This is a genomic window from Numidum massiliense (genome assembly GCF_001375555.1).
GTDB classification, from domain to species: Bacteria; Bacillota; Bacilli; order Thermoactinomycetales; family Novibacillaceae; genus Numidum; species Numidum massiliense.
Genome location: NZ_CTDZ01000009.1, coordinates 2089017 through 2109816, shown reverse-complemented (window position 1 = coordinate 2109816; position 20800 = coordinate 2089017). Strand labels below are relative to the sequence as shown.

At 50.6% G+C, this 20800-nt stretch carries 20 protein-coding genes; 12 read left to right on the top strand and 8 right to left on the bottom strand.

The window, feature by feature from the left end:
- Positions 1–360: 360 nt before the first annotated feature.
- The 4 genes from BN1247_RS10205 to BN1247_RS10190 form a co-directional block, all read right to left on the bottom strand.
- On the bottom strand, positions 361–1101 hold the full coding sequence (locus BN1247_RS10205) for an ABC transporter ATP-binding protein (RefSeq protein ID WP_054950293.1): 741 nt from the start codon (positions 1099–1101) through the stop codon (positions 361–363).
- Positions 1091–1915, bottom strand: coding sequence for an ABC transporter permease (locus tag BN1247_RS10200; RefSeq protein ID WP_054950292.1), 825 nt, complete (start codon positions 1913–1915; stop codon positions 1091–1093). The genes BN1247_RS10205 and BN1247_RS10200 overlap by 11 nt, the downstream gene beginning before the upstream one ends.
- Positions 1916–2054: 139 nt before the next feature.
- Positions 2055–2696 carry a nitrous oxide reductase accessory protein NosL gene (locus BN1247_RS10195; RefSeq protein WP_074011314.1) on the bottom strand — a complete coding sequence of 214 codons (642 nt, stop codon included), beginning with the start codon at positions 2694–2696 and terminating at the stop codon, positions 2055–2057.
- Positions 2697–2700: 4 nt separating this feature from the next.
- The gene (locus BN1247_RS10190) at positions 2701–4044 is read right to left on the bottom strand and encodes a right-handed parallel beta-helix repeat-containing protein (RefSeq protein ID WP_054950290.1); all 1344 of its coding nucleotides are present in this window, start codon (positions 4042–4044) and stop codon (positions 2701–2703) included.
- 303 nt (positions 4045–4347) lie between these two features.
- On the opposite strand from BN1247_RS10190, the gene BN1247_RS10185 reads away from it, so the two are divergent.
- Together BN1247_RS10185 and BN1247_RS10180 are read left to right on the top strand one after the other, a co-directional pair.
- A complete protein-coding gene (locus BN1247_RS10185; RefSeq protein WP_054950289.1) occupies positions 4348–4845 on the top strand; it encodes a PaaI family thioesterase in 498 nt (165 codons plus the stop codon).
- A gap of 21 nt (positions 4846–4866) precedes the next feature.
- Entirely contained in the window at positions 4867–5301 is a 435-nt protein-coding gene (locus BN1247_RS10180; RefSeq protein WP_054950288.1) for an NUDIX hydrolase, read from the top strand.
- A gap of 156 nt (positions 5302–5457) precedes the next feature.
- Here BN1247_RS10180 and BN1247_RS10175 read toward each other — a convergent pair whose 3' ends face one another.
- Positions 5458–5961: a GAF domain-containing protein gene (locus BN1247_RS10175; protein ID WP_054950287.1), complete on the bottom strand. Its 504-nt coding sequence runs from the start codon at positions 5959–5961 to the stop codon at positions 5458–5460.
- Between the two features lie 632 nt (positions 5962–6593).
- On the opposite strand from BN1247_RS10175, the gene BN1247_RS10170 reads away from it, so the two are divergent.
- From BN1247_RS10170 to BN1247_RS10150, 5 genes are all read left to right on the top strand, one after another.
- Positions 6594–7214: a YqaA family protein gene (locus tag BN1247_RS10170; RefSeq protein WP_390622069.1), complete on the top strand. Its 621-nt coding sequence runs from the start codon at positions 6594–6596 to the stop codon at positions 7212–7214.
- Between the two features lie 113 nt (positions 7215–7327).
- Positions 7328–8683 carry a bifunctional folylpolyglutamate synthase/dihydrofolate synthase gene (locus BN1247_RS10165; protein WP_054950285.1) on the top strand — a complete coding sequence of 452 codons (1356 nt, stop codon included), beginning with the start codon at positions 7328–7330 and terminating at the stop codon, positions 8681–8683.
- 3 nt (positions 8684–8686) lie between these two features.
- A complete protein-coding gene (locus BN1247_RS10160) occupies positions 8687–9808 on the top strand; it encodes an aminopeptidase (RefSeq protein ID WP_054950284.1) in 1122 nt (373 codons plus the stop codon).
- A gap of 186 nt (positions 9809–9994) precedes the next feature.
- A complete protein-coding gene (ptsP, locus tag BN1247_RS10155; protein WP_054951602.1) occupies positions 9995–11713 on the top strand; it encodes a phosphoenolpyruvate--protein phosphotransferase in 1719 nt (572 codons plus the stop codon).
- A 161-nt stretch (positions 11714–11874) separates the two neighbouring features.
- A complete protein-coding gene (locus tag BN1247_RS10150) occupies positions 11875–12072 on the top strand; it encodes a cold shock domain-containing protein (RefSeq protein ID WP_054950283.1) in 198 nt (65 codons plus the stop codon).
- Positions 12073–12195: 123 nt separating this feature from the next.
- Here the strand turns inward: BN1247_RS10150 and BN1247_RS10145 are convergent, their stop codons facing one another.
- Positions 12196–13596, bottom strand: coding sequence for an alanine/glycine:cation symporter family protein (locus tag BN1247_RS10145; RefSeq protein ID WP_054950282.1), 1401 nt, complete (start codon positions 13594–13596; stop codon positions 12196–12198).
- Between the two features lie 264 nt (positions 13597–13860).
- On the opposite strand from BN1247_RS10145, the gene BN1247_RS10140 reads away from it, so the two are divergent.
- From BN1247_RS10140 to BN1247_RS10125, 4 genes are all read left to right on the top strand, one after another.
- The gene (locus BN1247_RS10140) at positions 13861–14115 is read left to right on the top strand and encodes an AbrB/MazE/SpoVT family DNA-binding domain-containing protein (RefSeq protein WP_054950281.1); all 255 of its coding nucleotides are present in this window, start codon (positions 13861–13863) and stop codon (positions 14113–14115) included.
- 327 nt (positions 14116–14442) lie between these two features.
- Positions 14443–16008: a rhomboid family protein gene (locus BN1247_RS10135; RefSeq protein ID WP_054950280.1), complete on the top strand. Its 1566-nt coding sequence runs from the start codon at positions 14443–14445 to the stop codon at positions 16006–16008.
- A gap of 173 nt (positions 16009–16181) precedes the next feature.
- The gene (locus tag BN1247_RS10130; protein WP_054950279.1) at positions 16182–16475 is read left to right on the top strand and encodes an Fpa/YlaN family protein; all 294 of its coding nucleotides are present in this window, start codon (positions 16182–16184) and stop codon (positions 16473–16475) included.
- A 247-nt stretch (positions 16476–16722) separates the two neighbouring features.
- Complete coding sequence (locus tag BN1247_RS10125) at positions 16723–18120, top strand: MFS transporter (protein WP_054950278.1); 1398 nt, start codon at positions 16723–16725, stop codon at positions 18118–18120.
- Between the two features lie 49 nt (positions 18121–18169).
- On the opposite strand, the gene BN1247_RS10120 is transcribed toward BN1247_RS10125, so the two are convergent.
- On the bottom strand, positions 18170–18484 hold the full coding sequence (locus BN1247_RS10120; RefSeq protein WP_187119765.1) for a hypothetical protein: 315 nt from the start codon (positions 18482–18484) through the stop codon (positions 18170–18172).
- A gap of 333 nt (positions 18485–18817) precedes the next feature.
- Here BN1247_RS10120 and BN1247_RS10115 point away from each other — a divergent pair, with 333 nt between their 5' ends.
- The gene (locus BN1247_RS10115) at positions 18818–19513 is read left to right on the top strand and encodes a DUF421 domain-containing protein (RefSeq protein ID WP_054950276.1); all 696 of its coding nucleotides are present in this window, start codon (positions 18818–18820) and stop codon (positions 19511–19513) included.
- Positions 19514–19614: 101 nt separating this feature from the next.
- Here BN1247_RS10115 and BN1247_RS10110 read toward each other — a convergent pair whose 3' ends face one another.
- Positions 19615–20745, bottom strand: coding sequence for a serine hydrolase (locus BN1247_RS10110; protein WP_054950275.1), 1131 nt, complete (start codon positions 20743–20745; stop codon positions 19615–19617).
- Between the last annotated feature and the right edge of the window lie 55 nt (positions 20746–20800).

Genomic DNA, 20800 nt, shown 5'->3' with positions numbered 1-20800 from the left:
TTGGCGGACGGAAGCTATGTCGACTTTGGAAACGAAGACGCCGTAACAAGCGAAAACCCACCGCGTAAAGGGTAGGTTCGAGTGGGTTTTTCGCTTGTAATTCTATCATATCGCGCCGTGGGCATCCACTGCTTGCGTCCTGGAGCCTTTGCCGTTGCAGCGGCAGAGGCTCTTCATATTATATGCTGCATTTTCTTACTATATACTTAGTTTAACATCAGTACGGTGGATTTTCAACAAGCATACTATGCGATGAGGATCATTGATTCGTAGCATTCATTCAGACAACACACATAGTTGCTGTCTAAAGGTCGGAAAAAATGGGTGACACTCGCTCCGTCGACGTTACGCCGTTATACGTTACTTTGACGTGGGCGATGCGAGTTCGCGGTTGAGCTGCAATAGTTGTAAAGTGAGCTGTTCAGTCGCTACTGCCCCTGTTTCTATGCGCTCGACGACCTTACCTTCGTGCATCACAAAAATGATATCGGCCGTTTCTGCGGCAACGTCGAGCTGGTGCGTTGAAAAGAGGATCGTCCGCTGTTCCCGTTTGAGAGAGGTGACGATGTCGATAAAGGCGGACGTCCAGTACGGGTCGAGTCCGTTCGTCGGTTCGTCGAGCAGTAACAAAGCGGGATTTCCGACGATCGCTTGTGCAAACAGGAGCCGTTGTCGCATCCCTTTGGACAAGTTCGTTATTTTTTCCTGTCGTTTATCGTGTAAGCCTCCCGTGTGCAAGGCGTCCGTTAGCGCAGCGGTACGGCTTTTTTTGTCGCGGTAGCGCAATTTGGCATAAAACGTTAACCATTCGTGCACGGTGAGCGGTTGTTGAAAGAGAAAATCGTCGGGCATATAACCGATCGCCGCCGTATACGCTTGGCGGGCACTCCTGTACGTCTGATCGTTAACGCAAATCGTCCCTTGCGACGGCGGGACGATGCCGGCGATCATTTTTAATAGTGTACTCTTGCCGGCGCCGTTTCCCCCGCACAGTGCAACGACTCGCCCGCGGGCGACGTCGATGGAAAGCGGGTGCACCGCGCGTTTCTGCCCGTATTGTTTAGCGACATCCTGCACGGATAACACGGTGTCATGAGCCATAGCGACGCCTCCTCTCTAACGTGCGTACCGCGAGTGCTAAAATCGTGCCAGCGAAAACGAAGGCGTAGGCCACGGTAAACAACATGCCGGTCGCTCCCGACAGCTTGTACATCAACGTGTCGTACGGTTGCCCGAAAACAGTGCCGCCTCCGAGTAAAGCGGTAAGGGCAATCCGCAACATTTCCGCCGGGTTGAGAAGTGTCGCTAATTGCAGTGCCGGCTGTATGTACGCATAAGGAAGTAAGCCTAACACGCCGATGACTAGTGCCGGCCAGACGATAATTAGGACAAACCAAGTCGCGATGGCGCGCATGAGCGACTGCCAACGCGTGTTTGACCGGGCGCCGATTAGGGTGGCGATGGCGAGGAACAGACCGCAGAGCGCTAAAGCGAAACAGTAGAGAAGCACGTACGACCTAACCGTCGGCGGCGAACCGAATAGGGAAGAGACGACGCCCGCGGCGCCAAAGCCGAACGTGATTACGATGAGTTGTGCCGCATATTGGCCGCAATATTTTCCGTAGACATAGACTGACGTCGCGAGGGGGTAAGTCGTTAACAGTGTTAGCTGTCCATCCTCTTTTTCTTGCGCAATCGAAAAAGAACCCATAATCATCGCGATGAGCGGCAACAAATATAACAGCACGTTCATCGTACTCGCGGTTAAATTCGTGTAGTCTGCCATTGCCGCGACGTTTTTTTGCAGTAACAGGATGAGTGTAACGGTGAGCGTGAACAAAATTAAAAACGTATACGATGCGCGCTGCCGTAACGTAATCCGCAATTCTTGAGCAAAAATTGTCAAAAAGTTCATCGTTTCGCGTCTCCTTAAGACGGGCAACCACTCGCCGTAGGCGACAGCGATTGCCCGATTTGCACGGTTTCCTACGTTGCTAGCGGCGTCGCGTACTAAGAGAAGTGCGAGCAAGAGTGGGACAGAGCGTCACGCGTGCTTAGTTATGCCCGTCTTCTTTTTTGTCCTTGTCGTCGCTGTGGTCACCGTGCGCGTCATCCTCGTGGCTGTTATGGTCATGGTCTTGGTCTTCGCCGTGTCCATCGTCTTTGTCATCCCCGTGACTTTCGTGATCTTTCTTGTCACCGTGGTCGTGCTTCATCTGTTTCATCATTTCCTTGTTGCGCTTCCAAGAGTGGTTATCCAAGTCGTCGCGCGTGAGCAGCTTCCCTTTTCCCTCTTTGTCGATCAGCTTTTGGGCGTCGTCTTTGTTTTTAAAGGAGTAGATGCCGTAAGCCATCGGTGTTTTGAACGACGCGTCGTACACGAAGTGAGCGTCATCGAGCAGGACCCAGTCTTTCGATTCATAGTCGCGCACGAAGACAGCGTCCAGTTCTTTATCCTTGTTTTTCGGAATCCATTCGTGCACCATGCACCCGATGTCATCGAACTTCAGTGTCTCTCCGTCCTTCGTCGTCAATTGGGTCGCGTGGGCACCGTCAGCTACTGCCATGTGGCAGAGGGCGCATTTGTCGGCGCTTTCGTCGATCGCGGCTGGTTCGACCTTCGGTTCGTTCCCGCAACCGACGACGAGCAGTGAAAGTACTAGTAACATTGCAAAGCCAACTGTCATTCGTTTCATCAATTTATTTCCTCCCAAATAAGTAAAATAGTGTCGCGCATCCGAGTAATAATGTACTGAGCGATAAAATGACCGATCGCTCTGAGTCAGTCGGTTCGGCTACTTGCCCGCGGTTCGGTTTTACCCGCGGCGCGTCGTCGAAAAAAATGCGTTCTTCCGGACTACGTAGCAGTTTTTGGATAAAAAACATGCCAGGTGCTTGAAACAGTAATTGGTAAGCGGGATGTTTTTGTACGACCACTAAAAAGTACGGATCCATGGCGTGCCTCCAGGCGCTCTTTCCGTCTCCCGCCACATCTAACACGGCGGCATCGTCCCAATAGTTGGCGCGCATGGCGTTGTCTGCAGCGCCAATCCCTTGTCCCTGTACGACGTTCGCCACGAAGTCGTTGGCCACGATCTCATTCTTTTTCGCGTCTTTTACGCGTAAGGCAATAAAGTTTTGCCTAATGTCGTTGTAGGCGACGCGGTTGTCCGTGCCACTTTCGAAATAGAGTCCGACGCTGTTGTCCACGAGATCGTTGTTCGCGATATTCGAGTCGTACGTTTCAAACAGCAACATACCCTGTGCGTGCACGTGACGCTTATTGTTGTACGCGCGGTTTTTACCGACGGTTGCTTGCTCCGTCTCCATAATCATGAAACCGGTAATGTTTTCGGACGCATCGTTTTGCACGAGTTTCGTACCGCTCGTAAACATGAGGTGCACACCGTAACGCGAATGGGTGATCGTATTCCTCATGATAATGTTATCGTTACTGTGTTCGACGTAAACGCCGTCTTGGACGCGCGCAATTTGCGAATCAATAATCGTATTGTTATGGGCATTGTCTAAGTCAATGCCGTTTCCTTTATGTAATTGATTCTCCGGGGTCAATCCATTAACGGTAACGTCTTTCACCGTCACGAGCTTCGCATCAGCGAGTTGTACGCCGATTGACTCGGTGTCAATCACAACATGTTGCACCACGTGTCCGGTGCCGCTTACTTTTAATGCCGATGGCGCTGTTTTCTCCCGATTCGTCAGTTGGACGCGCTCTAGTGTGACATCGCGCCCGCGAATCGTCACGGCTGGCAACTCGTTCGTCGCACGGATTACAACGCGACCGGTAGCCGTCAACTTGAGCGGCTTATCAATTGTAAGCGGTCCATCGTACGTACCGTTCGGGATTGTAAGCGTATCGTGCGGAAGACTTTCGTCGATTAACTGTTGCAACGAATTTGTGCGTTCATTGCGCGGCTCGGCGGCTGTTTCCGCTAGGCACGAATCGAAGGGCAGCCCGATTAACACGAGACAAAAACTTATTAAGAAAGAACGTTTAATAAATACGGTACGCGTATGGCGCATGAATCACTCCTTCTCTCTGTGTATGCCATGTGATACTTTGTTAACAAAGTATATATATTGTTATTTTGTATCACGTATATCTTACATCAAATCGGGAAGGGGAAAAAGGCGGTGATGTGAACGATTATTGAATAAATCGTGACTAATAGCGTTTTCGTCGCTAATTAATCTTCGCCTCGTGAGGCAGTAAGTACAGCGAGTGACCGCTTTGCACGCGGGGTCGACTAGCTATCCCATCACATCTCAGTTAAAATAGGAAGGTGGACATATAAGTAACTAACACCGAGAAAGAGTGAGAAGAAAGTGACGTACGAAACATTAGCAAATGAAATTAGAGAACTCAATCCGGAAGAGCGGGCGAAAATATATGCACTGATTCAAGCGTTAAAACGTTCGCGGGTGACGCCACTCGCTTTTGTCGAAGCGATGATCAATTTTGACGGGGAAGAAGATGTCGATGCAGAACAGCAAGTGTTTGAGCATAAAATGGAAGTGACCGACGTCTTAAAAAATCGTTACGGCATGTTGCACGGGGGAATTACAGCAACATTTATCGACACTGCCATGGGGGCGACGACGTTTCAGATGACTGGGGGAGCGAATGGCGCCGTCACACTTAACCTTGCGGTCAACTTTTTAAAACCGGCGACTGTCGGCTGGTTGACGGCGAAGACTGAAGTAATCAAAAAAGGCGGTACGATTATCGTTATGGAGACGCGCGTATACGACGAACAAAATGAAGTGATCGCTACCGCAAACGGTACGTTCTACCAACTGAAACACCGTCCCGATCACAAGTAAAAATAGACGGGGGGATGAGTCATGAGGAAACCTTATAAAATTGCGGCGAAGGCAATTATTTTTAAGGATGATCGCGTGTTAGTGTTGCGGCGGACAGAAGAGGAGCGAACGGCGAAGGAACATCACGGCTGGGATTTTCCCGGAGGCGGGCTGGAAGCGAACGAGCCGATCATGGATGCGTTGGCAAGAGAGGTGAAGGAAGAAACAGGGCTGCGCGTCAAAGTGATCGCTCCGGCGTACATTTACGACGAAATTCAAGCGGAAAAACATCTCGTCGTCATAAAGTACGTTTGTCACCGACCAGTCGGAACGCTCTCTTTGAGCGCTGAACACGAAAGCGCGCATTGGTTTGCGATCGACGAAGTGGCCGCAAGCGTATTGCCGGAATGGATGAAAGAGGAGATCGCTCGCGCTTGGCACGTGTTCAAACATCCTCCAGTGCGCAATACGTTGTGACTCGCTTTAAATGCGACAGGCCGCCCGCTTTTCATACGCTATCGGAGCGGATCGCTCACTACATGGATGTGTATGGCTGCTCGATGCTCGATGTGTATGGCTGGCGAGCGGGGGAAGAAGCTGTTCGATTCGATATGCCCTATAAGTGAACGGGTATCAATCGCGAGGGCGCCCGTTCCAATTGGTGTGCCGGCTGAGAAGTGCGACGACGCGCTCGAGTTCGCGGCGGTCGGTGTCGTCGAAGCGGCAGGCAACGGGACTATCGATGTCGAGTACACCGACGAGACAGTCCTTAAAGACGATTGGGACGACGATTTCTGAGCGCGAGGCGGCATCGCAGGCGATGTGGCCGGGAAATGCGTGCACGTCTGCGACTACTTGTGTACGACGTGTTTTTGCAGCCGTACCACACACCCCTTTCCCGATCGGAATATGTACACAGGCAGGTTTACCGCCGAAGGGGCCCAAGATGAGTTCGTCCCCTTCCATAAAATAAAACCCGGCCCAATTGACGTCGGGAAGCTGCTCGTACAGCAGTGCGGCGGTGTTGGCGGCGTTAGCGAGCCAGTGGCTCTCCCCGCTGAGCAACGCGTCTAATTGGGATAACAGTTGTCGATAGCGATCCGCCTTATGACCGGTAAGTTTCTCAAAGTTAAACATGCGTGATCACCCCAAGCTTCATCTTAACACGTTTCTACGATGCATAGCAGCTAGAAGCGGCGGACAAATAGTAGTGTCAGAAAAAAGTGGCAGCGGGTAGCCGCTAATACGAAGCGGTAGCAACTTTACCGATCGCGCGTCCGCACCGTATGCATGAGAGGTAGAGTAGAGGTAGGCGCGCGTTATAACGGGTGAAAATGGGCGAATATCTCTTGAAATTGCTACCAACTGTTGCTATGATTTTTATATAATTGTCGTTCTGTCTATACTGTTAACAGGTAATACTTAACTGTTCAGCCTAATGTAAATTAATAACATTAAAGGGATTTAGAGCCATCTTGCTAGAACTATAGGGGACTAGCATCAAATTAAGCTGAACTTTGTTAAGATGTAACCATTTTTGAGTTGAACTATAAGTTGCGCGGCATGAAGTGTACCGTATGGCTTTTGTCGACGAGGCCGTACGATAAAAGTCTGTCCCAGACTAAGGTGACCAAATATTGTTAGCCTACCTGGCATGGTTAATCGGAACAAGTCGTACATTAAATTAGGGGTAAGGGTCGAGAAACGATCGTATATACGTTTTAAACAAGGGGAGACGTGGGATAGTGCAAACGGTTATCGACTTTTTCATGGATTATGGCGCTTGGGGAATGTTTTTGCATGCGTTTATCGATGCGGTGTTTTTCCCGATACCGGCCTTTTTTCTCCAAGTATCATTCAGCTTGGTCAACCCGCAAGATGCGTTAACGTATGCGACGGTCGGCTATATAGGCTGTTTATTAGGGACTCCGCTCGGATACCTCATCGGTAAGTTTCTCGGAAAAAAAGTGCTTTACAAAATCATTAAGGAAAAGTGGATTGACGCCGCTGCTGCTATGTTTCATAAAAATGGCGAAGGGGCGATTTTAGTCGGCTCTTTTACGCCGATCCCGTTTAAAGTGTTTACGATCTTTTCCGGAGCGCTAAACTTTTCCTTCTGGAAATTGCTCATTTATGCGGCGTTAGGTCGCGCCTTTAAGTTTTATATCGTCGGTATCCTCTTTTACCTTTACGGTGGTGTCGCGAAACATTTTGTCGATAACTACTTAACGTGGGTCTTTCTAGGGATTGGTTTGCTCATTACAGTCATCTGGATTGTGAAACGAAAGTACGACCAAAAGAAGGCACACCGCGCGATGAGTGAAGCGGCAGGCGACGAAAAGAAAGAAGTAAAAGTGAAAAATGAAGCGAGTCAAGACGTACAAGGGTAAGAGGGTAATAGGTACGGAAAGTAAGTGGGGCTACAAATAAGTAATTGGATGGATGAGGGCATACGACAGTAATAAACAGCAGTTGATCTTTCCCGGGAAATAGAGGTGGACAGATGAGACAACCTGCCGATGTTGAGCGGTGGATTTATGCGAGTTATATGGACGCACGCCCCCATATTAAAGAAACGCTAGATGAACACGTACGGCGCCCGCAGTTGACGCGGCGCCTTTTAGATTGCGTTGAAGCCCCCGATCGGTCGATGCGGAATGTGACGGTTACGGGAAGTAAAGGAAAAGGATCGACCTCAGTGCTGCTTAAGCACATTTTACAGGCGCACGGGCTTAAGGTCGGTCTATTTACGAGTCCTCACCTCGTCCACTTTACAGAGCGCATTCGGGTGAACGAGAGCGACATCGTACCAGAAGCGTTCCTACGCTTAGGCCGCGCGGTACGGCGCGCGACGGAACAGTTCGCGCCGCACCTTGCGAAAGACGAATACTTCGGACCAGTCGGACTGACGGCTATTATCGCAGCGCTTTATTTTCAGGAGCAGCGGACGGACGTGAACGTGTGGGAATGTGGGCGCGGCGCGTTGTATGACGACGTGAACCAGATCGCACACGAGCGGGCGGTAATTACTCCGATTTTCGCCGAGCACCTCCCGTATTTCGGACCATCGCTAAGAGATGTCGTACGGCATAAAGCGGGGGTCGTCACGCCGTCAGTGCACGCCGTTTACGTCGGGCGGCAAAGTGACATCGCCCGCCGGGAACTGGCAACGTATGTTAACGATCGGACCGATCGGAGGAGCGTTTGGCTCGACCGCGAGCGCGATGTCCGCCTCGCAAACCTCCGGAGCGGGGCGGAAGGTGTACAATTTGACGTCGTGACGGCACGTGCCGCGTACAACGACCTGCGACTGCCGTTACTCGGCGCTTTCCAAGCGGAGAACGCGGCGCTTGCGATTGCGGTAGCTGAGGGAGTCCTCGAAAGCCGTTTACGCAGTGAAGACGTGCGGCAGGCGCTTGGCAACGTGACGTGGCCGGGACGCTTGGAACTCGTCAGCTCCGATCCCCCAGTTCTTGTGGACGGCACGATTCATCGCCGTTCGGCTGTACACGTGGCTGAGGCGTTGACCATACTCAGTCGCAATCAGGGGATGCAGAACAAGGGCATCCTCGTCGTCGGGATTCCCGCCGACAAAGATTACAAAGGCGTGTTAGAAGTGTTAGCGCCGCTCGCGCGCAAAGTGATATGGACGACGACGAACCGAGATTACCTCAAGTTTCCACACGATGCGTTAGACGTTGCCGAGGCGTTTATTTCTCAGGTACAATTGGAAGAGGACGCGGAGACAGCGTTCCGCGAAGCGCTGACGCAACTTAGGCCCGATGAATGGCTTGCAATTGTCGGCACACAGTCACTCGTCGGAGAGGCACAAACGTTTTTTAAAAAAGAGGAGAGTTGACACATGAGCGATACGCGTATACAAAAACTGGCAAAGTTATTAATCGAGTATTCTTGTCGCCTTAAGCCGCAGGAGAAAGTACTCATCGAAGTGTTCGGTAATGATTGCGAGCTCGTCTTAGCGCGGGAGCTTGTCAAAGCAGCTTACCGCGTTGGCGGCTACCCTTACGTGCAACTGCACGAGCCTTCGCTGCGCCGGGAACTGTTAATGGGCGTAGAGGAGGAGCAAGCGCAAGATATGGCTCGCTACGACTTACTGCGCATGAAAGACATGCATGCGTACATCGGCCTGCGCGGCGGCAACAACGTAAGTGAACTTTCGGACGTGCCGAATGAACGGATGAAAATGTTCTCAGCGACATACAATAACCCAGTACATATCGATGAACGAGTCAATCGGACAAAGTGGGTCGTCCTCCGTTACCCGACGCCGTCGATGGCACAGTTGGCCAATAGGAGTACCGAGGCGTTTACCGATTTTTACTTCGACGTGTGCACGTTAGATTACGCGAAGATGGCGCAAGCGATGCAGCCTCTCAAACAGTTAATGGAAAAAACTGACCGCGTCCGCATCACTGGACCGGGGACGGACTTAACGTTTTCGATTAAAGGCATGCCGGCGATTCCGTGCGCGGGCGAGTGCAACATCCCCGACGGGGAAGTGTACACGGCGCCGGTGCGCGATTCCGTCAATGGGACACTGACGTACAACACACCAAGTGTGTACGAAGGAACGACCTTCGAGAACGTTACACTCACATTTGAAAACGGGAAAATTGTCGCTGCCACGGCCAATGAGACGACGCGCCTTAACGACATTTTAGACCGCGACGAAGGGGCTCGTTACATCGGTGAATTTGCGATCGGAGTCAACCCGTACATTTTGCACCCGATGAAAGACATCCTATTCGATGAAAAAATTGCCGGCAGTTTTCACTTTACGCCCGGGAACGCGTACGAAGACTGCGATAACGGCAACCGCTCCGCCGTTCACTGGGATCTTGTCAATATTCAGCGCGCCGATTACGGTGGTGGAGAAATGACTTTCGACGACGTGTTAATTCGCAAAGACGGGCGGTTTGTGTTGCCCGAATTAGCGCCGCTCAATCCAGAAAACTTAAAGTAACCGTATATATGGACATAATTGCGCGAGAATGCGATGTACGCGCTTTTATTAAAGTTATTTTATTGAACATCGGTAAGTGAGGACTGTTTTTATGATAAACTAACAGCGATAGCTAGGCCAGCAGCACGAGTTAAACGAATGCGCCTTACACTATATGGCAATTAACACTTCATGACTGACAAGGAGCTGACTAACGTGAAATCTGGTATCGCTGCATCGCCGGGCATTGCGATTGGGCAAGCGTGGGTCGTTAAAGAAGTCACATTAACGTTCCCGACTGACCTAGCCACAGACCCGGATCACGAAATCAATCGTTATCACCAAGCGGTGGCAAAAGCGAAAGAACAGATTGGCCAACTGCGCGACAAAGCCGCCCGCGAAATGGGTGAAGATAAAGCGGCCGTGTTCGATGCTCACCTCATGGTGTTGGAAGACCCCGAGTTGACCGGCGGCATTGAGGGGAAAATTACCGCTGAGAAAATGCAAGCAGAAAATGCCGTCAAAGACGTTATCGATCAATTTGTAACTATTTTTGAAAATATGGATATGGAATATATGCGTGAACGGGCGGCAGATATTCGCGACGTCGGCACGCGGCTACTCTATTTGCTGTTCGGTATCGAGCAGCGCTCACTTGCTGAAATTAGCGAACCGTCGATCGTCGTCGCCCACGATCTGACGCCGTCCGATACGGCGCAAATGGATCGGGAGAAAGTGCTCGGCTTTGCGACGAACATCGGTGGCCGTACATCCCATAGCGCGATTATGGCGCGGTCTTTAGAAATTCCGGCCGTGATCGGCTTAAAGACGGTGTTAGAAGAAGTCGCCCAAGGGGACATGCTCATCGTGGACGGGACGACAGGAGAAGTCATTATTCGCCCCGACGAGGCACAGTTACAAAAGTATCGCGCCAAACGCGATGCACTCCTCGCCGAGAAAAAAGAACTCCAAAAACTCGTCGACGAACCGAGTGTGACGAAAGATAACGTCCGCGTCGAACTGGCGGCGAACATCGGTTCGCCCGAAGATGCCATCGCGGCAAAAGCACGCGGTGCAGAAGGGATTGGATTGTTCCGGACCGAGTTTTTGTACATGGACCGCGACGACTTTCCTTCTGAAGAAGAGCAGTTTACGGCGTACAAGCGAGTGGCAGAAACGATGGGCGACGCGCCAGTCGTCATTCGCACGTTAGACATCGGCGGGGACAAAGAGCTGTCGTACCTAGAGTTATCGCAAGAAATGAACCCGTTCCTAGGGGTGCGGGCGATTCGCCTCTGCCTCGAACGTCCGGACATTTTCAAAACGCAATTGCGGGCGATTTTACGGGCGAGTGCCTACGGCAACATTAAAATGATGTACCCGATGATCGCGACGATCGAAGAGTTGCGCGCGGCAAACGGCATTTTAGACGAAGTGAAGACGGAACTGAAAAACGAAGGCATCGCCTTCAACGAAGCGATGGAAGTCGGGATCATGATCGAAATCCCCGCTGCGGCTGTCAGTGCCGATTTGTTCGCGGAGGAAGTGGACTTTTTCAGCATCGGGACAAACGACCTCATCCAATACACAATTGCCGTCGACCGCATGAACGAACAGTTGACGCGTCTGTACCAACCGTTCCACCCGTCGCTGCTTCGCTTAATTAAACAAGTCATCGACGCGGCGCACGCCAAAGGTAAGTGGGCCGGCATGTGCGGCGAGATGGCGGGCGATCCGTTAGCGATCCCGCTCTTACTCGGTTTAGGGTTGGACGAGTTCAGTATGAGTGCGTCCTCGATCTTGCCAGCACGGAAACAACTGCGCCACTTAAAGCAAGCGGACATGAAGCAGATGGCCGAAGCTGCGCTGTACAAGAAGACGGCACAAGACGTAAGATTTTTTGTGGAGAACGAAATAAAAAATTGATTTTTTGCCGGACATCTGGTATAGTGAAATTGTTCGAAAATTTTTTTGGCACTATGCGTGAAAAAAGTACGTGAATAGCGAATTCATGATCTTGTGGCCTGTGTCACTAAGGCATGTTCGTGTTCCGCTTTTTCAACTCGCTGCCAGAGGAGGCCCAAGACATGAAGGGTACAGTGAAATGGTTTAACGCGGAGAAAGGTTACGGCTTTATCCAAAAAGAAGACGGCGGTGACGTATTCGTTCACTATTCGGCGATCCAAGGTGAAGGCTTCAAAACGTTGGAAGAAAACGAAGAAGTGACGTTTGAAGTTGTCGAAGGCAGCCGCGGGCCGCAAGCAGCTAACGTTACTCGTCTGTAATTGACCAAAAAAGTAAAGGCATTAGGCGCACTTAGCAGCCTAATGCCTTATTTTTTTACAGCGTTACTTGGAGCTTTCCTTATAACCTTTCTTACGGCTTTCTCTGCAATTTTCCTTTTTGCGTTACTGGTCGACTGTCGTCTCTGTTGTCGTCGCCCGCCCAGCCAGCTTTTCCTTGCGGCGGAGTGCGGCGAAGTCGCGCGACTCCGAAGCGATCACCGACGACAGGAGTAGCAAGCCGATCAAGTTAGGAATAGCCATCAGTCCGTTAAACAGATCGGCAAAGCCCCACACAACTTTCAGCGACAGTACGGCGCCGACAAATGTCGTGAAAACGAAGACTGTCCGATAGAAGGTAATGGAGCTGTCCCCGAACAGGTAAGAAAAACACTTCTCGCCGTAATAGGACCATCCGAGGACGGTGGAATAGGCGAAGAAAATTAAACCGACCGTCACGATGAATCCACCGACGTAGGGCAAAAAACTGCTAAACGCTTCAACCGTGAGCGCAGCCCCTTTTCCTTTATCTGCCCCGATCCAGTTACCAGCCATGACGAGGGACAAACCGGTAAACGTACAGACGACAATCGTGTCGAGAAACGTACCGGTCATCGAGACGAGCGCTTGCCGCCCAGGGTGATCCGTTTTCGCAGCGGCAGCGGCGATCGGCGCGGACCCGAGGCCGGCTTCGTTGGAGAAGAGCCCTCGCGCCACCCCTTGTTGGATGACGGTGCCGATTAATCCGCCAGAGACAGATGCCCCGGTAAACGCTTCCTTAAAGATTAAGGCAAAGGCGTCAGGGACATGCGTGATATTAGTAAAAATAATAATCATTCCGCCGATAATGTAAAAGACCGCCATAAACGGGACGATATAACTCGTGACGCGGCCGATACTTTTAATGCCGCCGAGGATGACTAAACCAGTAAGCACGGCGAGAGTCACACCAGTGACCCAGCGATTGACTCCGTAGTAGTCGTGAAGAGCTTCAGCGACAGAGTTCGATTGCACGAGGCTGCCGATGCCGAAGGCAGCGAGTGAGCCAAACAATGCGAACAAAATTGCCAGCCACTTCCAACTAAAGCCCCACTTTTCCTTTAGACCGCGTTCGATGTAATACATCGGACCGCCGGACATTTCCCCTCGTTGGTTCGTCACACGGTATTTTACGGCGAGAATCGCCTCACCGTACTTCGTCGCCATGCCGAAAACGGCTGTGATCCACATCCAAAAAATTGCCCCAGGTCCACCGACGACGACAGCAGTGGCCACACCAGCGATGTTACCGGTTCCAATCGTCGCCGCAAGCGCCGTCATTAACGCCTGAAAGTGAGAAATATCTCCTGTAGATTGTTTATCTTGCTTGCGGCTAAAAGCGAGTTTTAACGCATAAGGCAGTTGAGAAATTTGCAAAAATCCTAGTCGAAACGTTAGAAAAATACCTGTGCCAACGAGTAAGACCAGCATAGCCGGACCCCAAACGACTCCGTTAATCGAATCGATTATTTTTTCCCAGTCCTTCATCGTCATACTATCACCTCGCACTAAAGATGTTAATGAAATTAAATGCCTTTGATAACTATTCGCGGTCGGGGGGGAAATTCCTGCTGTTTCTAAAAATAAAAAGCAATTACCGATTCCACCAAATATTACAAGTGCATCTCCCAAGGTTTGCGCGATGCGCGCACGAAAAAAAATCTTCTCTTTTGCATAAATGTGGTTTTTTTCACACCATTTTGTGGTATAGGAAGAAGAGAAAAGAAAAAAGAGCATAAGGAGGAAGGAAATGTGAAAGCAACGGGAATTGTGAGGAAGGTCGACGAGCTTGGGAGAATCGTGCTACCGATCGAGTTACGGCGGACAATGCTAATTAACGTTAAAGACCCATTAGAAATATTCGTCGACGGCGACAAGATTGTGCTCAAGAAATATAGTCCATCCTGCATTTTTTGCGGCAGTGCCGACCGAGTCGAACCGTACAAGGGGAAGATGGTGTGTGACGATTGTATCGAATCTTTAGCGACAGTGAGGGCGATGGTATGAGGTGACAGCGGGTATTCCGCGTGACTAACCCTCGTTATTGATCCGATAGCTATTTAAGGCGTATGAATAATAAACGTACGAATGAATGGCGTTCCAACCTTTGGAACGCCTCGTTTTTATTTGAGGTTATTCAATATTATTCGTGGACGTTCTCATAGTAACGAGGACTTTCTCATGTACTTTCTCATAGACTTTCTCATAGTAACCTGTCGTAATAAGGAAATGAAAGCATACATCCGCTCGGTAGGCGAGGACTGTTGTCAGTGTGCCATATCTGATATGATAAGAGAATGAGTGATTTTATGAGTTTTATGAGGAGATAACTGTATGCAATCGTCCCATTTACAATCGGCGATCTGGTTAATGGCGAAGAAGCTCGTGCACGACAACCAATGTTCGCTTTTTTATATCGAAAAAGATGATACGAGTGGACAAGGTGACGAGCCTTACGCGAAGGCGCTTCACCTCGTCTCTGAACGACACAAGAAAGTTCTTTATTTGCGCTTAGTTCCGCTCGAAAGTTACTGGGCCCAAGTCGTGGAACGCGATGTGATGGAGAGCAAACACCGTTTTCAGCAACTGGCGCGGCGTGCTCGGACTGCACTTGAAGCAGTAAATATTTACGTGCTACCGGAGAGTCCTTCTGACGAGATGGTGGAACGCGCGCGTGCGGCGAGTGCAGCACCTGAACGTGCGCCGTTTACACTCCAAACGCTCTTTTTCAATTTGGAGCAGGGAACGTGCGTAGGAGGAGTAAGTTCACTCGAACGCTGGGGTGTAGCGCTACCCGCTTTGCAGGGTAGTATGGCGGCGGCCCGTGAAGTGACCGACTTGCGAGAGATTCGGTTGCAAATTCACAATACTGAGCGAGAGCGCGAACAAAAAATGCTCTCCGTATTCCGTCACGGTAAACCGTTATTCACGTGGTTGCTGTTAATTGTCAATGCGATCGTTTACGGTTTAGTGTTATTAAACGGCGGAGTCGACAATAGAGAGACGTTGATCAATTTTGGCGTTAAGTTTAACTCTCTCATTGCCGAAGGTGAATGGTGGCGACTCGTGACGCCGATTTTCTTGCATTTAGGACATTTACACTTTTTATTTAACAGTATGGCGCTCTACTTCATCGGCAGTGCAGTGGAACGTATTTACGGTAGCTGGCGCTTTCTGGCCATTTACTTGTTAGCCGGCATTAGCGGCTCGCTCGCTAGCTTTGCGTTTACGAGCAATATCTCGGCTGGTGCGTCGGGCGCTATATTTGGCTGTTTCGGGGCGATGCTCGTTTTCGGGCAGCTTTACCCGAAGTTGTTTTTCCGCACATTAGGACGCGACATTATCTTTTTTCTTATTTTAAACTTAGTCATCGGATTTGTAACGCCGTCGATTGATAATTATGGACATATCGGTGGCTTGCTCGGTGGTTATTTGGCAGCGCTCGCGATCAGCTTGCCGCGCAAACAACATCGGCCTGTGTGGCGACTACTCGCGGCGCTCGTACTCGTCGTCGGTATGTATGGCGTGTTCGTTTACGGCAACGAGGAAGTGCAGCAAGATCCGACGCACCTCTCTTGGAAAGCGGAGCAGTTCTTACGGGAGCAAAGGTTTGAACAGGCGCAAGCGATGTACGAGGAAGTCGTACGCATCGATCCAGAGAACGCCGCGGCTTACTTTCAATTGGGAATTATTTACTGGACTGCAGGCGACTATGACAAAGTGGAATCCATGTGGAAAAAAGCGTTACAATTAGATCCAGTAATGACCGAGGAAGCGATCGCTAACATCTTCGGTCACGGGGAACGTGCCACTGCACTCATCGAAGAGTTGCGCCGGGGGGACCGGAAAGACTCGCGGAACAAAACATTTGAAAAGCTACTGCGCGAATTGGAAGACTAAGCTTAGACAGAGGCTGCGCTTAGGCAAAGGCTGACCTCAGACTTACACGTGTGTGCTGAGGTCGTTTTGCAAAGCGTCGACGTTCATGATAAACTGGGAGTAAATCTAACTGTGGAAAACGGGTGTCACGGTGTGATATATTTCGTTATTTGTTGGGATGGAGGGATATACCTTTGACAACCGCAGCTCAAACAGATTTACATCATTTAGCGTTAAAGCTTCTCCAGGAAGATGCCAACAAAATTCACCACTTGATTTCAGTACAATTGGACAATTTGACCTTGCCGTCTTGCCCACTGTACGAAGATGTGTTGGATACGCAAATGTTTGGCCTCTCGCGGGAAATTGATTTTGCCGTACGCGCGGGCTTAATCACGCGGGAAGTTGGACGCGAAATTCTCGACAATTTAGAGCAAAAACTTGCTTATTTGTACACTCTTTCGACTCCGAAGTCGAAAGAAGACTGATTTGTCAATCCATCCCCTATACCATGCACCATACTAAGCAGTTAAAGACTCCGCTCAGGGGTCTTTTTTATTTTTTTAGGACAGGTCTACATTCAAAGGTTTTCGTGTCTCTTTTGACAGGGGGAACAATACGCGGAAGGTTAGGGGGCATGTATATTATTCTTTTGTAAAGGTTGGGTAAAAAAGCAGGATTTTCCCCTTATCATTGTGAATACATAATACACAGAGGATAGAAAGGGGAAAGGCTATGGCTCAAGTCGCACCGCCAGGTCAACAGAAATCGCCTGGCAGCAATTTTAAACGCAACATCGCCCTGTTGTTTTCCGTACCAGTCATGACGTGGGCATTGTACGATTTCGGCGCTACTATTTTTTCAATGAACATCATCTCTCGTTATTTTTCGTTGTGGGTGACAGAAACGAACGGCGCGCCGGACATATATTACAGTCTCGCCGTCTCCGTTTCCATGATTATTGTCGTCTTACTTTCACCGCTTCTCGGAGTGCTCATTGATTGGCGGCAAAAGAAGGTGCCGTATGTCCGCCTGTTCGGACTGGCCTGTATCGCCTTAATGATCGTACTCGGCTTATTGGCGACGACCGTATTTGCGCAAGGAAGTAATTTGTCGCTTTATTTGATGTTCGGTCTCATTATTTTTGTCGTCTGTAACGTCTGTTATAATGCATCAATCGTTTTTTACAATTCGATGTTGCCCGATCTAGGGGCAAAGGAAGAGTTGGGACGCATTTCCGGTTGGGGGATTGCCGTCAGTTACTGCGGGACGGTCACTGGCTTAATCGTTGTACAGCCGTTTGTGAAGGGAAATACGCCGCAGTGGCTAAATGATTTGCTGCTGCTTTTGCCTGCAGGACAGGGGGAGGACGTCAACGCCAACGCCTTTGTGCCGACAGCGCTCCTGTTCCTTCTATTTGCGCTGCCACTTTTTATTTTCGGCAAAGATAAAGTGAAGCCGGTCGTCGAAGCAGCCTCGCAGCAGAAGCGGACAGTCGCTGCTGCCTATCGGCGCGTCATGCAAACGATTAAAGAAGCGAAGACGAATTACCGCAGTGTGTTTCTGTTTCTTATCGCTTATTTCTTTTATATGGACGCTGTCAATACAGTCGTCGCCTTTATGTCTATTTATGCGACGCGGGTCATCGGCTTTACGGCTGGCGAACTCACCTTGTTTTTGATCGGCTCGACGTCCTTCGCGATCGTCGGTTCCTTCGTCCTCGGGCTCGTGTCGGACTGGATCGGCTCGAAGAAGGCGCTGTACATCGTGCTAGCACTGTGGACGGTCGCACTCGTCGTCGGTGCCTTTAGTTTCACGGTGAGCATGTTTTGGATCACGGGGATTTTGGCGGGCATCGGGATGGGCTCAGCATCAGTCGTCAGTCGCAAGTTACTCGTCGAGCTCAGTCCGGTAGAGAAGCAAGGGGAGTTTTTCGGGTTGTACGCCATTTCCGGGCGCATGTCTGCCGTTCTCGGACCGCTCGTGTGGGGTGCCGTCACGGCGATGTTTCCGCGTCATGCAGCGGCGCTCGGCAACCGTTTTGCTGTCGCATCGCTACTCGTTTTTATCGTGATCGGGTGGTTTTTCTTGGCGAGAGTGAAAGTGCCTGCTGGGGAGTCGAAGACGGCTTGAGCTTTGCCTCACTTTAAGGTAATGGCGTCGATCGGAACATTTATATGGACTAAGGCACTTTCGCAGAAGGAGGCAGATTCATCTGTTTCCACGTGGTGCTAAGCTTTTGCCAGAGGGACATCGAGGTGGGGCTCCCCCCTTCGACGGCGAGGCTGAGCTGGAGGCACAGTTCCTCGAAACGGTGCGCGTCGCTCGGTTTGTAGGCGGCGCGCACGTACGTCCAATCGTCGTCGATGTTTTTCACGACATCTGCCGCTTCTTGCCACGACTTTTCCCGGATGATCTGTTCCGCGCGGGCGAGTTTAGCGGAAATGTCGGTGGGAGTGGCTGGGCCGCAAGCGCTTAAGTAAAATGTTAATGACATGAGAAGTGTTATATGAAGTATCGTTAATCGAGTAAGCAATGGTCGTTTCATCGTCGCCACCTCTTTCTTAAGGCTTGCAAGCTCGTACCCGTTCAAACAGTTATTATCCGCCTGTTAGTATGACGCAAACCGCATGTAAAGATGCTCATTCGCGCGATTTTACGCTTCACTCGCACATTCACGCGCACATGTGCTCGTTTGTCGAATGCGTGCGCGTACTCCCCCCTCTGTCATGTGGCAAAATAATTCCACGCATTAGGGGAATTATTTTTACTAAGGATCATTATTAAAGATCGCTCTGCAAAAGTGGCGCACAGGGATGGGTGAGTGTGGATGGATATTTTTTTTCGCTACGTATGGACGCCGTTCGTTGTCGTCTTCGTCGGAGCCGTGCTGTTGCGCTGGATGGGGAGGCGAGCGGTTGCGGAAATGGACGCGTTCGATTTAATCGTCGTGCTCATTCTCGGGACGACTGTAACGGAACCGATCGTGACGAAGCGCTTAGGCATTGCTTCGTACTATTCGCTCGCCGTCGCGCTCTTTTTTATCGCTTTTTCTCGCTTGCGCTTAATGAATCCAGTGAAACGGTGGGTGTTAGGAAAGCCGAATGTGCTCGTGAAGGGCGGCGATATCGACATGAACGGGCTACGCCGCGCCCGCTTAACCGTCGAAGATTTGTTGAAAGAGCTGCGGGTAAAAGGGTATGTTGACGTGCACGACGTCGAAATGGCGACGATGGAGTTGTCCGGGAAGGTCAGCGTCATTCCGAAAGCGCATGCCCGCCCGCTCCAGGTGCGCGATGTGCAACCGACAGCAGGCGAGCAGTTGACGGTCGTCCCTGAACATACGTTCATTCCACTTCCGCTCATCGTCGACGGGGATATTGTCGCTCCTAACTTGCGGTACTTGAACAAAGACCGCGACTGGCTGTTTGTACAATTGCAAGCGTATGGCCTAACGGAAAAAGACGTCGCCCGCATTTCGCTGGCGACGTACAATCGGCACGGCACGGTCGATGTCGACCAATAAAACGTAGCAAAAAAGCAATGTGTCAGGGCCGCTAGCCAACTTAAACGAGATCCCGCTCGCGAATCGCTTCTGCGCTCAACGCGTCGATGGTTATGCCTATCTCATCCTCGCAATTGGCCGCGAAACGTCTCGTCGATGAGCACCTTTTTTAGAAAGGCATCGATACTATGCTTCAGTTTGGAGGTCTCATAACCTAAAATGTCGTAAAAGAAGACGGCGAGCTCTGTTTTATTCCCCGCGTTGTCTTCCGCATAGAGTGCTTGTGTTAGCATGTACGCGGTCGAGCCCCCCTTGCCGCCGAGGTGACGGTACTGTTCGGCGTTATTCTCTTGCTGCATCGGCCACTCGAATATCGTATCGAGGTGGGACTGAACGTCGGGCGGGAAATATGTACGGCTATTTAATTTTTGCATCAGTGACACGTATTCCGCCGTTGTCGCTTTCGTAAATTTTACCGAGTGAAGCCGATCAAACTCGTTGTCGAACCACTCACTGAGCGCAGCGGTTTTTTTGTACGACCCGTCGCGATCGTTTTTCAGTTTTTCGTGGATCGCTTCCGCTTCGGCGGCGAAGTCATTGGGCGTCATTTGATGAAGTTGCTTTTTGACGCGATCGAGCGCTTCTTTTTTCGGCAAGTCTGTCCCTAAACGCTGCCACAGTTCGTAAGGGATGAAAAGGCTCGACACAAACGGGTACAACGGTTCGTGCCTCGATAATTGTAGCGATTCTAAGTTAGCGTTTATGCGGTCGAGGCCTAAGCGCATCATTAAATATTCAGTGTTTGCGTTCGAGCTGTACGCGAGCATTCCTTTAGCGACTTCAGCTAATGCGACACGTCCATGAGTAACTAAGCCGCCTTCCTCGATGCTTCTAAGCCAGGCGCCGTGTGCGCCGCCGTCGGTATTTGGGACGTAAAACGCGGTAAGATCGTCTAAGGCGACGCGTTCCGCGGGATCGATGGCGCCACTGGCCGCCTGCTTGGCGTATTCGATGCCGAGGATCGTTTTTACCGTACTGGCGAGCGGGCGTAAGAAGTTGTCCTGTAAGGCGGCGACCACTTCGCCGTTCCGGACGACTGACAGTGAGGAGCGCTCCGGGTTTTCTTGAATAAACTTAAGCACGTAGTCGGCATCCGGCTTCCTAACCCAAGTGTTCAGCCATATGTATCCGACTCGCAAAATGATAAAGGCCAGCAGGATGAGGCCGATCGTAATGACGATAAACCAAAACATTTAAGTGTCGTTCCCTCCAATAGTTTGCGAATGCTACTCCCCAATAGTTGTATCA